This is a genomic window from Pseudoalteromonas sp. APM04 (assembly GCF_022809815.1).
Taxonomy (GTDB): Bacteria; Pseudomonadota; Gammaproteobacteria; order Enterobacterales; family Alteromonadaceae; genus Pseudoalteromonas; species Pseudoalteromonas marina.
On record NZ_CP094441.1, the window covers coordinates 2,101,715 to 2,115,410 of the forward strand.

Below are 13,696 nucleotides of genomic sequence, written 5' to 3' on the forward strand. Positions count from 1 at the left end.
GTTATTTCACTTGTAACCGCTCATATAAACCAGATGAGCGCGATACAGTTTTGTTCATTGCTAACTGCAGTACCTTTTTATCGGCAACTAACTCAAAAGTATGTTTAGCACGGGTAATTCCGGTATAAACAAGCTGGCGATTAACCCCAAAACTTGCCTGCTGTAATGGCGGTAAAACCATTGCGGTATAGCTAAATTCTGACCCTTGAGACTTATGTATTGTCATTGCAAACACTTTGTCGTGGGCGGGTAAACGGGCCGGTGAAAATGCACGTGTGCTGCCCTGCTCGTCAATAAATATAGCCTTAAGCTGCCCAGTTTCATCTTTCATTAAAATACCAATATCACCATTAAATAGGTTTAATTGGTAATCGTTTTGGCTCACCATTATAGGCATACCACTATAGTGGCGCTGGTTTGGGTTTACGTTTATTAATCCTTGTTGCTGCAGGGTGCGTTCGATGCGTTGATTCAAACTATTAACGCCGTAGTCGCCCTCTTTTACTGCGGCCAGTAATTGATAACCTGCAAACGCAGCATGCACTTTAGCTACACTCTCACCTTGAGCAATTAAATTTAAATAGTGTGCATAATGTTTGGCTGCTCGATTTACTAGGTTTTCTATTGGTTTACCTATAAAGTCGTAATCCAAAATAACATCACTGAAACGCCCCTCAACACTTTCCTGCTCTACATAGTTTAATAAGCCACTATTATTTGTATTAACTGCCAATGCCAGTTGCCCTATGCCACTTTTAGCATCAAAGCGGTAACTGCGTTGTAAAAAGGCAATGCAATCGGCTAGTTTAAATAGGCTATTCCCCTGCGATATTAATGTAGGCTGATCATCAAAACAAAGCGCATTTAATTCATCACACCGTTGCTTTGAGTAGTTTGGTGTGCGCCCAAGTGCAAGCCCTTGGCACAAATCGCTCATAACGCTGCCTGTATCAACCGAGGCAAGTTGGTCTTTATCACCAAGCAGTATTAATCGAGCATGAGCAGGCAAAGCTTCAATTAATTTCGCCATTAGCGATAAATCCACCATGCTTGCTTCATCAATAATTAACACATCTAAGTGCAGAGGGTTGCTTTGAGTATGTCTAAATTTATTAGTAAAAGGTTTTACCCCCAATAAGCGATGAATAGTTTGCGCGGTATCAGGGATCAGCGCTTTTATATCGTCGGGTATACTACTTAGCTGATTTTTAGCCCCTAAAATAGACTCACTTAGCCTTGCCGCAGCTTTACCCGTCGGTGCCACCAGCTTTATGCTTAATGGCGCTGCTTTGTAAAGCGATTGCAATATAGCCAGCAACTTAGTTACTGTGGTTGTTTTACCTGTTCCTGGCCCACCGGTTATTACACTAAACCCTTTAGTTGCTGCAATGGCGCACGCCACTTTTTGCCAGTCAACGTCGTCCACGGGGGGCTCTGGGAAATAATGCTGCAATAAAGCAGTAAGAGTTTGACTATCAATATTAAGCGCTCGCTCACTCATGGCTAATAGCCGCTCTGCAAGTATGTGCTCATAAGCTGCCAAACGCGAAAAATAAAGGCGTTGGTCAAATAACTGAAGTGGTTTGGCATCCCCAACGCTTTGATGATTTTGTAAGTAGGTTAACGCGGTTTGTTGGTTAAACCCTTGCAAAAATGGGCTATACGTAGTGGGAATATTTCCTTCAACTTTATTAAAGTCGCTTTGGCGTAAATTAAATGGATTGGACCAATCTATGGTGTTTAATGTTAAGCAACTGTGCTGGCTTTGTTGGGCTATACATAACAACAATACAATATAAAACAGCTCATTATGTGTTCTTTCATCCGTATTTGAGAGTAACTGCGCAAGTTTTACATCAACGACGCGTATTCTATTTTCGCCCAGTAAATAATCCAGTAACGGCACTTCAGTAACCACGCTATTAGATACTGCCTGTTGCTCATACGCTAAAGGCGCCTGTTCAACGTCGTCTTCTAGCGCGTCAAATAAACCCGGCTGTTGATTTAACTCACTCATAGCATGGCTCCTTGGCTAAATAAGCCATCTAAGATAGTTACTTGCTCTAGTGTCAATTGATTAAAGAAAACACCTTGCCCTGCTGGCATGCCACGTAAAAAGGTGTAATACACGCCTCCTAAGTGATGCTCAATTGAGTAGTCACTAATGCGTTGCTTTAATAGCCTATGCAGCGCTACGGTATATATTAAATACTGTAAATGGTATTGATGGCTGCTCATGGCTTGCTCTAGCTGCTCGGGTTCATAATCTTTAGGCGTATTACCTAAGTAATTAGATTTATAATCTAAAATATAATATTTCCCTTGGTAGCAAAATATTAAATCTACAAAGCCTTTTAAAAGCCCTTTAACATGAGAAAAATCCAGCTTACTTTGCACAAAGCCAAAGTGTTTAATTAGCACTTCGTTAAGCTTGGGGGCACTTAAACTAGTCAGCGGTAAATTAAACTCCATTTCGACTAAGCAGTCACTGGGCGCTAGCTTACTTAAACTTAAATCAGTTTGAGCATTCAATGGGCAATTAAGTACATCGAGCACCCACTGCTGGGCAATTGGCTGCCATGTGTCGCTAATGTGATATTTATCAAAGGCCTGTTTAATTACCTGTGACAAATTTTGCTCGCTGTTTGTGGGGTGAGCAACGGGACTTGTAAAATCAATTTGTTCAAAAATTTCGTGTAAACAGCTTCCTGGCTTTGCCCCTTTAGGAAAACTAAAAGGTGAAGGGAGTTCGTCTTGTTGAACGGCAAACTCGTCTTTCTCGTGATCTTCGTCGCTTCGCCCTGGGGCTAATTCATCGCTGTGCTTTTTAAAACTCAATGCACTAAAGCTGGTTGCACGCCAATCTCGTTCTATGTGCGCCTTACTATTTTTTACACTCAGAATTTGCTGAGCAGCCTCGGTATTAGCAAACTGTAAGGTTCCCTGTTGGCGTAATTCTTCAGAGGTAAATTGCTGATAACACATAAATGTGTGCTTGTCGCAAAACTCACTTAAATGTGTTCGCCATATTTGGCTGCTTGAAATTTCGAGCTCTGAGAACAGCACATGCCCAAGCGCACTACTTTGAATTGCTAACCGACTACTTTGCCCTTGCCCTATGTTATAAACACCCAGCGCACAAAAATGCACTGCGCGCGTAAGCGCTACATACAATAAACGTAAATCTTCGGCTAAGCGCTCTTTTTCAGCTTGCTGGAGTGCGTCTTCATCCTTACTTAAATCATAAATAAGTTTGCCATTTTTATGATAAAGCGCTTCTTTAGTTTCACGATAACCACTGGCAAACGGCATAAATACCAATGGATATTCGAGCCCTTTTGAAGCATGCATTGTCACAATCTTAACTAAGTTGGCATCACTTTCTAAACGTACTTGAACAGTTTCGCCATCTTGTTGACTCACCTTTTGCGCAAACCAGCGTAGTAAGCGTAATGTGCCTTCAAGCTCAATTTGCTTTTGCTGTAATATTTCACCAAGGTGCCTAAAGTCGGTAAGCCACCGCTCCACGTTGTAGCCTAAACCTTGCCATTTAGCACTTAACTGATTATGGCTTAGTAATCGCTCAAGCATGGCCATTGCCCCTTGCTTATGCCAAATATGGCTAAGCTGAGCAAAAAAGTTTAAGTGCTCTTGCCAAGCGTTTTCGTTATCGGCAAGTGCGTATACATCGTTATAACTTAAACAAAATAACGGTCCTGCGAGCACACCACGAAGTAAAGACTCGTCATATTGACCATGTAATGCAGTTAAAAAATTAAGTAAATGATGGCTCAACTCTTGGCTAAACACGCTATCGCGGGATAGATATACACTGGCAATTTTAGCCTCGCTCAAAGCCTTTTTCATTATTTGCGCTTCAACGCGGTCACGCACCAAAATACATATGTCTGCCGCACTTATTGGCGTTTTACCTATGCACGCTGTGCCTTGTTTAGCGTGTTCTAATAAAGTGACTATCTTATTCGCAAAGTAAGTGGCTAGGTGTGCTTGCCCTAATCCTTTACTGGTGGGTTTATTTTTTTCATCGGCGGCTTCATCTACAAACACGTTAAATTCAAAGGCGTTGGCCGGTTTACCATCAATTAAAAACGATTCATCTGCTTTTTTACCCTTAGCGCTCACTTTATTAAACGGAATCACATCGTTATAAATAAAACTGTTGTCGTGTTTGCTAAATAAACTATTTACGCTGTTTACTATATCGCTGCTTGAGCGAAAATTAGTGCCCAGTGTAAATTGTTGAGGCTCGTCTACCGCCTTTTTTGCGCCTATATACGTAAATATATCTGCGCCTCTAAAACCGTAAATAGCTTGTTTAGGATCGCCTATCATGGCAAGTGTAGTATTGGCTTGGCCATAAATTTGACTAAAAATACCATACTGAATCGGATCGGTGTCTTGAAACTCATCTATCATAGCAACCGGAAATAACTGCGCAATTTTTTGCGCAAGCACATCACCTTGCTCATTATTAAGTGCAGTGTATAAATTAGTGAGTAAGTCGTCGGGGGTGATCACACTTTGCTCTTGCTTACGCTTAACAATGGCTGATTTTACCCAGCGTGCAGCTTCTTGTACCAACGCTATTTTTAAACCTTGGTTCATGGTGTTGTTAAGCGCTGATAAGGTATCAAACTGACTTAATAATGGATGCGTAAACAAAGGCTGATTTTTTTTATAGTTAGTGGTGTCACTTAAGTTCTCGGTACTCCATATTTCAAACGAATACTTATTGGTACCAAACTCAAAAAACATGTCACCGCTTGCACAAAATGCATCAAGCGCTGCAAGGTTTGCTTTGCGAGCGGGTGTTTTAGCACCACTTAGGCCTGAGCCTTTAATAGCATCAGTAAATGCGTGTTCTTGGCAATCTTTTTTAAACTGTGGGATGAGAGCTAGGTATTCATCACGAGCTTGCCATACATCATCTAAGTTTATTTGCGGTGTTATGTGCGCATTGGCTTTATTTAAAATGCTGGCTACTTGAGAAAATAAAGACTCGGGTGCTGAAAATACATCTAAAATAGCATCGGTTCTGTCTTCACTCAGTGGATAAACAAACGAACGCCAGAAGTCTTTTATTGTTTCGAGCAGTATGTCGCGCTCGTCTAAAATAAACTCTAAATTAAATGCCACACCCGACTCAAACGCATGTTGTTTTAACATTCGCTGACAAAAGCCATGAATCGTAAATATAGCGGCTTCATCCATCGATTTTGCGGCAGCGTCCAGTAAATCAAAGGCGCTGTGTTTGTCATCTACTGCGGCAATTACGCCTTCAATTAACTCATCGTTTGGGTTTTGCCCAAGTAATGCATCTCTGGCTGCAATAATACGGTTACGCACACGATCTTTGATTTCTTGAGTAGCAGCGTCGGTAAACGTTACTACCAAAATCTGTTCTACGCTTAAAGGAGCATTAAGCTCACCCGGTATTTGCATGCCAAGTAAATAGCGTAAATATAACCCGGTAATGGTATACGTTTTACCCGTTCCGGCACTGGCTTCTATTAAACTTTGCCCTTTGAGTGGCATAGTAAGTGGATTAAGCGCTTGCATGGTCGCTCTCCTTAGCATGCTCATATAACGGCGTAAGTAGCTTTTCGCTCCAGCTAATAAACTCGTCTTGGCAGTCGTTAAGTGATTGCACCGTTAATCTAATGTAGGGGTTTTCACCTTCACCTCGGCCTATGTATTGCGGACTAAATTTATTCATCGCTTTTGCCATATCGCCACCCGTTTTTATGTATTCGTACCCACTTACCGGATAAAACGCCACAGGCTCTTTGCGCAGTGCTTTGTATAATTCAAACCAATCTGCCAAAATTAAATCAGCGTCAGCTTTGCCCATAGGCGCAAAACTAATTTGTTTATCAAGCCCAAGTAATAAAGTTTCGAGGTTATGCCCCAAACTTTGTGACACAAGGTGATAAATAAAGCCCCTAATCATGTCTTTGGCTTTAATACTGGCGCTGCGGTAAAACACCTGCTTTTGCATAAAAATATGGTTAAGCCAGCCCTGAATTTGTGTTCCTTGAATATTAAACGACACCTCTATAGGCTCACTTTTACCCGCTTTTATTTGCTCTTTCACCTGCCCTGCAAGCGCGTCAACGCGGTGTTGCATGCTTTGTAAAACTAAACTTCCCACATTCGCTTGCGGTAACTCGCCGCGTTGCAAAATTTGCTCAGTACTCATTGGCGTATCGTTAATTGTGGCTTCTAATATTTCGTCTAAATAAAAGTAACGGCGCAGCGCATCAATACTAAATGGCTCTTCATCTTTTGCTACTTCGTTAAATTGCGGCAAACGTAAACCCAAGGTTTGATTGTAAAAACTCTCTTGTGCGCTGCAAACACTGCGAATAAATACATCAAGCTCTAACTGTTCAGGTGGTTTTACATCAAGTGCGGTAACTGGCTCTGGTAATATGGGCTCATTTGGCAACCAAATTGGGTTATAACTGTGATCATTAAGCACGGTACTATTTTTATTATCTTGGTAGTAGTGGCTATTAAACGGTTGCAAGTGTTGCTGGCTAATCAAACATGCCGGTAATGCTTTAGATGAGTCGTCACCCAGCGTAAAACTACGCCCTATGTATTCTAATAACTCGCTCACCAGGGTTGATGGCATACGAGGTTGGTTATCAAAGCAGGAACGGCCAATATAGCTCATGTAAAGATTTTCACGGGCGCTAAGTAGCGCCTCTAAAAATAGGTAACGGTCATCTAATTTTCGTGATCGGTCACCTTTTTGTTTTTTAGAGTGTGGTACTAAATCAAACCCAATAGGCTGCACATTACGTGGGTAGTCAGCGTCGTTTAAACCTAGCATGCACACTACTTTAAATGGCACGGCGCGCATGGGCATAAGCGTACAAAAATTTACTTGCCCCACTAAAAATCGCTGACCGACGCCTTTTTCTTGTATACCCTGTTTTATTAAATAGCTAACTATGCGCTGCGACACCGCTTGATTGTAGTCACCGTTATCGTGGTGCTTTTGAATATCTTCTAGCACTTTTTGCAGCACTAATAAATCCCAACTGTCGTCGCTTTCACTCTCGTAAACAGCGCCAAGTAGCTCGCTTAAAATTTGTGCCTTATTAGTGAGGGTGTCATCGGGGGTAAGCTTAGCTTTAAAGTTTTGAAGCACATCGATAAAGTCTACCAGCTTATTAAGCGTATCAAGCGCCATTCCTTCTACTTCGTCGGCGCTGTAAATACCATTAAATGGGCATTGCTCGTCGCGCATGGCAATACCCAGTAATAAACGGTTTAAACCATGCTGCCATGTATTTAGTTCAATGGCGGGTAAATCAAAACTGTGCTTATGTTCGGCGTTGATGCCCCATTTAACACCTACGCGTTCAAGCCAGTACTGTATTTGTTCGTACTCGTGCGCTTCAAGGCCAAACTTTTCAGCTATTTGAGTTACTTGGAGTAAATCTAAAATATCTGATACGCCAAACCGCGAGAACGGTAAGTTAGCTAAGCTGGCAAACGAGCTTAGTACTGGTTTTTCTTGCTCTATGGCTAAATCAGCTAACGCGTAGGGAATATAGCGGCTGCCTTGCGCACCACCAAATACAGCTTCTATATAGGGGCTGTATGTGCCTACATCGGGCATCATTACAATAATATCTTTTGGGGTAAGCGCAGGGTTTTGGTTAAACAAATTAAGTAAGTAGTCGTGTAATCGCTCAACTTCTCTAAGCGGTGTATGGCAGTCACTAAGGGTAATACTGGTATCGTTTGCACTTACTGGTAATTTACCTTCATCGTTTATAAACCATTCTTTGTTATCGGTAAGCGACTCCCCTTTAAACGCAAGCTGATAAATTTCGCTTTGTACTTGCCCAAGTAATGTAGCGTCAAAAGCATCTATAAAGCCATCAATCCAACGGGCATCAAGTTGCACTAGCTGTTCAAAATAATCGCGACCTAACTTCCCCCACGATGATAAAAGTGGGTTACCTATAAAGTAATAGTCTTCATCTGGGTTAGATTGTTTTTTTTGCTGCGCTTCCACCAGCGGCATTTTGGCGTATTTAGCATTTATTTTGGCCGCTGTTTTTTCGTCAATTATGTCACCCCAGTAATGCTCACTCGGGTTAAAAAAGAATAAAAACACCTCTGTTTTTTTGCTTAATGCTTCAAACACATCAAGCTGAGAATTAGCAATGGCTGATATACCAAATAAACTAATGCGTTTAGGTAATAAGCTGTTGTCCATATTTTCCAACGCAGCAAGTAATTGCCCCTGCATATTTGCGCGGTGAAATTGGCTTTGGCCCAGCGCTTTGCTTAATTTTACAATTCGGCGCCATAAATCTGGCTGCCATGGTGCAATGGTGACATCTACGTCATCAAGTTCATCATTGCCACTATCCCAAGTTGCTATCCAATGCGGTCTATACATTAGGTATTGATCGTACACATCGGCTATTTTTTCACATAGAGCAAAGGTTTTTTGGCCATCAATATCGCCCTCTAAGTAGGTTTTTAGGGGTAAATAAAGCGGTTCGTCAATACAAGTGGGTAAAATTGAAAATAATTTCCATGCAAGGTTAGGTTTGTTAAAGGCCGACTCTTTAGGCACATTAGGTAATAGCTGCTGATAAAGTTGCCAAATAAAACTCGATGGCAACGGAAAATCAACCTGTGCAGCCACACCTAAATGCTCACTCAAGCCAATTTTTAGCCACTGCGACATACCCGGAGATTGCACCAGCACCACTTCCTTATCGAACGGGCTTTGCAATGGGCTTACCTTTAACAGTTGATGAAACTGTGCTTGCAGGGCTTCCATACGGTTTGATTGAATAATATTGAGCATACGACACTGTCCTTACTTGAAGTAAAACCAGTGTAAGATATTTTCAATTATAGGGGTAGCAATAAGGGGAAAATGACGTTAATAAAACAGCAAGTTAGGAGGTAGTTAAACAAAAAATAAACGCACAGAACTTACTTTAATCACTTTTTAATCACTGTGCGTTTATTATTTATATCGCGCTCTTATTTATAAGGGCTAATACTTGAAAGGCCAAAGTTACTTTGCATAATGACCTTGCCGTCAATGCCTTTGAGTTTTAATGAGATAGCTGGGTCGGGTTGTTTCCAATCAATGCTTAAATCACCATAGTTTACATTGTGCGTGTAATTGCCCACGCGATGCTTATTTGGGCTGACGTCTTTCCATTTTTCAGTCAAACCTGAGCTAGTCATTTCAATAAGCGGGTAATCTAGGTTTTGATTGTATTTAGATATTTCCCCCCAATGTGTATCGCCACTAATAATCACCACGCCATTTACTTTATGTTTTTTAATTAACGTAAATAAACGATTTCGATCTTCTGGAAAGTTTGCCCATGACTCCCAGCCTGTAAAATCAGGCAATAACTGCAAACTTGATGCTATAAGCTTAATAGCAGCAGGTTTTTTAAGCTCGCGCTCGAGCCACTGCCATTGCGCCTCACCTAGCATTGATGCGCCTTTAACTTCTGTTGGACTATAAGGGCCTTGGTTGTTTAATTTACGCTTGGTGTAATATTCAAGCTCGCTTACATGATTAAGTGTGTCACGGTTCCAACGTAAATCGGGCATAATCACTTGCACCGTTTGCTCGCCTTCACCATACATATACGAGGTATAAATACCGTCTGAGCGTGTTCTACGCTCTGTGTTTTTAGGCTCGCCCCAAAAGTCGAGCATAATTTGTCGCGATTCTTCTTTATGAGGGTATTCTTTTCCGGCATCGTTTTGACCAAAGTCGTGATCGTCCCACATTGCAATTATAGGTGTGTTTTCTTTTAGGGTTTTAAAGCCGGGTTTTGCACCTAGTTTTTGATATTTATCAGCAAGCACTGACATGTCATTGGTGTCGCCGTAAATATTGTCGCCTAAAAATATAAATAGATCGCCCTGCTCTTTATTTATGGTGTCGAATATTGGGATGTCTTTGTCTTGATGCCCGCACGAGCCAAACAATATTTTTGATGGTGCAGCCATCGCGCTTGCACTAACAACCAACGCAAGCGTTGAATATAAAATAGGGTTTAATAACATTTTCATTTTAAAATCTCTTTAATAGCGGGTGCCATATTGGGGTTTATTATATGTGGTTGCTGACCAAGTGCCGCAAGCACTGTAGCGGCAATTTGCGCTTGTTTAACATTTTTAATTTTTATTAGGCCATTTCCTTTAATGGCAGGGCCAATTGCGCCAAGCCAAATATGCTCCGAACCAACAATTCCCTCTGGGAATGCCCTTTTACCTTGCGGTGAATTGGCTAAGGCCTGTTTAGAGCTATGGTGTTGCCAATCGCTTGCATGAGTACCTCGGCCGTGGTCAGTAGTAATAATAAGCGTTGTTTTGTTTTTATAACCAGGGGTACTTTGAATGGTTTGCCATAAGTCTTTTAAAAATGCATCGCTTTGTTTCGCTGATTTTAAGTAAGCATCGTAATGACCATCGTGGGCAAAATCATCTGTTTCACCTAAGCTTATTACCAGCAACTTGGGTTGTTTAGCCAACATGTAGGCTTTAGCAAAACGATAGGTAAAACTGTCTAATCGAACATTTGCCCACGGACTGGGGATTTCTTTTTGCAGTGCATTTAAAAGTGGGGCATCTGCAAATAAATCCTCTGCAATAGGCATAAACCCTGCATTTACATATACGTTACTGCGCTTGGTGTTTACAATGTATGGAAACACATCCCAGCTACCAAATAACGCGGTGCTGTTTTTAAATTCAGCTTGCGCGTCTAAACGCTCTAAAATAGTTTTATTTGGGTTATACACTTTATCGTTACTGTTAATATTTTCATCTACTTCGCCACTTAAGATTTCGTTATAACCGGGATACGAAAAATACCACGGATTACTAACCGACATTGTAGATCCCTTTGTTCTGTCGCCAATAATTATGCCTTGTTTAGCCACTACTTGCGTTAAAAAAGGCATTAATAATTGCTGACGCTTGTGTGGATTTTCATCCCAAAACTCATTACTTAAATCGCTCGGCTGTTTAACAAAGTCTTTATTACTAATAAGGTTTTTATCAGCACCACTAAATACTTCTTGCCAGCGCACGCCATCAAGGGTCACAAGCACAACGTTTGCGTCACTCGCACACACAGAGCTGGCAAATAAAATAAAGCTCGCCAATAATACTTTTAATATTTTATGCATGAATTTTTCACCTCACGTTAAATAAAAAGCCCATCAAAGTGACGGGCTTATATTTACGTAATTGATTGCTTAAAACGTAGCTGTAAAGGTAACTGCCGCAGTGCGAGGCGAGCCTATAAAGTAAGTTGAACCATTACCTGTGCCGCCGGCTAAGTAGCTTTCATCTGTTACGTTATAAACAACAAAAGCAATATCGATAGCTTTAAATGGCCCTGCATCAACTTGTGCTGCGTAACCCGCATTTAAATCAAGCACAGTGTAGCTATCTACGTCGCCACGCTCACCGGTATATTTAGCCGACAAACCAAAGCGAAAATCGCCACTGTAATAATCGGTAGAAAGCACAAATAAGTCATCCACTGAGTCTATAACCTTATCGCCCGCTTCAAAACCTGGCGCATCACCTTTGTACTCTGAGTTATTATTTGTATACGAGCTGTAAAAACTCCACTCAGGGCTAAGCATGTAGCTTGCTGAAAGCTCTAGCCCTTGTGATTCAATACCGCCTACATTTAAGTAAGAACCGTTAGTACCAATGGTATAGTCAATGCCGCCAGTATCACTGCCAGGTGCAATAAAGGTAATACGGTTATCAAACTCAATTGAATAAGCTGTAGCGGTGAGTTTAAGAGCATCATTTTGGTAACGAACACCTAAGTCAATATTTTCAGCTGTTTCTGGTTCAATGGCTGACAAATCAGAGCTGTCGCGCTCAAGCACACCATCTTTTATAGCTGCAAAATTTTCGCTATAACTAGTAAATAGCTCTGTTGAGTTATTCAACTGGTACACAATACCACCACTAAACAGTATATCTGAGTCACTGTTTACTTTTGCAGTTGTTGCATTTTGGTAATGGTCGAACTTTTCAATATCAACGAGGTATTTTTTGACACCTACGTTAAGCGTTAAATCGCCAAATGCCATTGAATCTTGTGCGTACCATTTTAGCGTATCGGCTTCAAAGGTATTTTTATATTGAGTCCAGTAAGGCATGCTGTCGTAGTGGTGATAAATACGTGCATCTATCACTTTGTGCCAATCGCGCGATTCGTCGCGGTCACTTTGTTCATACCAAAAGCCCGCTTCTATGTCGTGCATACCAAATGTAGCGGCATAATGGGCTGTTACGCCTAAGCGATCTTTATTGTAATGAGTATGACGATACGACATAACCGGTGTTGCTCCTGCATCGTAACACGCAGGGTTTAACCCCGGGCCAGACTCCCATGGCCAGCTTAAGCTAGCTGTACAATCTGCGTTGGGTGCAAGCGGATTACCTTCACTGTCGGTAAAACCGTAAGACCCTGCATTTGAGCCACCTTCGGTTGTTGGGTTACCATTTTCATCAACTGGGGTTGTTAGGTAAGGTGGGATCCAATCGCCACGTCCTGAATTTTTATGATAATAAGGGCTAACAGTAAGTAATGACGTTGGCGAAATAGCGTATTCAAACTTTAAATATGCTAACGTATTTTCGCGAAGTGTACCCCAACCTTCTGCAAACATTTGGTCAAAATGCGGCACACCCGTCCAATTCCACGTTAGTTGATCCCAATCAGGTGTTTGCTCAAATTGGGCTAGACTCACGCTATTGTAATTTGTTTCGCTTACGTCATCGTATGATATACGCCCGGTAATGGTTAAATCCGTTAACGTAGTAACAAATTTAGCTTCAGCGTGTTGGTTATCTTTACCACCATTGCTACCCGAACCAATCCAACGGCTAGTATCAGTTTGTGAGTAACTAACGTAAGCTTGGGTGTTATCAAATAATGTACCCATTTCGTGTTTTAAGTAGTATCTTGTAGCGTCGTGACTGCCCGACGTGTAAGCAAAAGTAGTGCTTTTTTCAAGGCTTGGTGCTTTACTGACAAAGTTAAATGTACCACCAAGTGCTTCAAGTGAAGCCGATTTAATATCAGACGTGCCTTGACCTACTTCAACGGTTGCAAGGTTTTCAGAGTCTAAGTAGCGATTTGCTTTTGCACCGCCGCCATAATTAGAGCCGCCATTAGGAATGCCATCAACTGTCATACCTAATTGTTGCTGATTCCCGTCAATACTAAAACCACGCATCGTAATTGTGGTAGACCAATCGTCACCGCCAAATGCATCACCTTCGTTTATGCTAATGCCTGGCAAATTATCAATGACTGACAACACACTTGAAACCGTGCTTTGCTGCTCTAACATGGCAGGTTCAATCACATTATTAGCGTAACTGGTTGGCTTTGCCACAACCGTTACTTCTTCAATAGTGGTTTCGTCGTTAGCATAAGCAGATGTTGATACCGCCATGGCAATGGCCATGCTCAAAATCGATTTACTCTTTAAAGCGTACATTGTTGTCCCGTTTGATTTTATTAATGGTTTATTATGAAAACGGGCACAGTATGATTTTTCAATATGACAATAACGCTTTGTTTTATTGACATAAAGATTAAACAAATATGAGAAAATAATGGCGAAAA

The 13,696-nt window shown here is 41.4% G+C and carries 6 protein-coding genes; all 6 read right to left on the reverse strand.

All coding sequences use genetic code 11. The annotated features are described in order from the left end of the window. Position 1: 1 nt before the first annotated feature. Complete coding sequence (recD, locus tag MTP24_RS09765) at positions 2–2,017, reverse strand: exodeoxyribonuclease V subunit alpha (RefSeq protein ID WP_243530927.1); 2,016 nt, start codon at positions 2,015–2,017, stop codon at positions 2–4. After that, complete coding sequence (recB, locus tag MTP24_RS09770) at positions 2,014–5,580, reverse strand: exodeoxyribonuclease V subunit beta (RefSeq protein ID WP_243530932.1); 3,567 nt, start codon at positions 5,578–5,580, stop codon at positions 2,014–2,016. The genes recD and recB overlap by 4 nt, the downstream gene beginning before the upstream one ends. Beyond that, positions 5,567–8,863: an exodeoxyribonuclease V subunit gamma gene (gene recC, locus MTP24_RS09775; protein ID WP_243530934.1), complete on the reverse strand. Its 3,297-nt coding sequence runs from the start codon at positions 8,861–8,863 to the stop codon at positions 5,567–5,569. The genes recB and recC overlap by 14 nt, the downstream gene beginning before the upstream one ends. A gap of 182 nt (positions 8,864–9,045) precedes the next feature. After that, positions 9,046–10,101 carry an alkaline phosphatase D family protein gene (locus MTP24_RS09780; protein ID WP_243530937.1) on the reverse strand — a complete coding sequence of 352 codons (1,056 nt, stop codon included), beginning with the start codon at positions 10,099–10,101 and terminating at the stop codon, positions 9,046–9,048. Further along, complete coding sequence (locus tag MTP24_RS09785) at positions 10,098–11,222, reverse strand: alkaline phosphatase family protein (RefSeq protein WP_243530939.1); 1,125 nt, start codon at positions 11,220–11,222, stop codon at positions 10,098–10,100. Before MTP24_RS09785 ends, MTP24_RS09780 begins: the two co-directional genes overlap by 4 nt. Before the next feature lie 69 nt (positions 11,223–11,291). After that, a complete protein-coding gene (locus MTP24_RS09790; RefSeq protein WP_243530942.1) occupies positions 11,292–13,568 on the reverse strand; it encodes a TonB-dependent receptor in 2,277 nt (758 codons plus the stop codon). Positions 13,569–13,696: the final 128 nt, after the last annotated feature.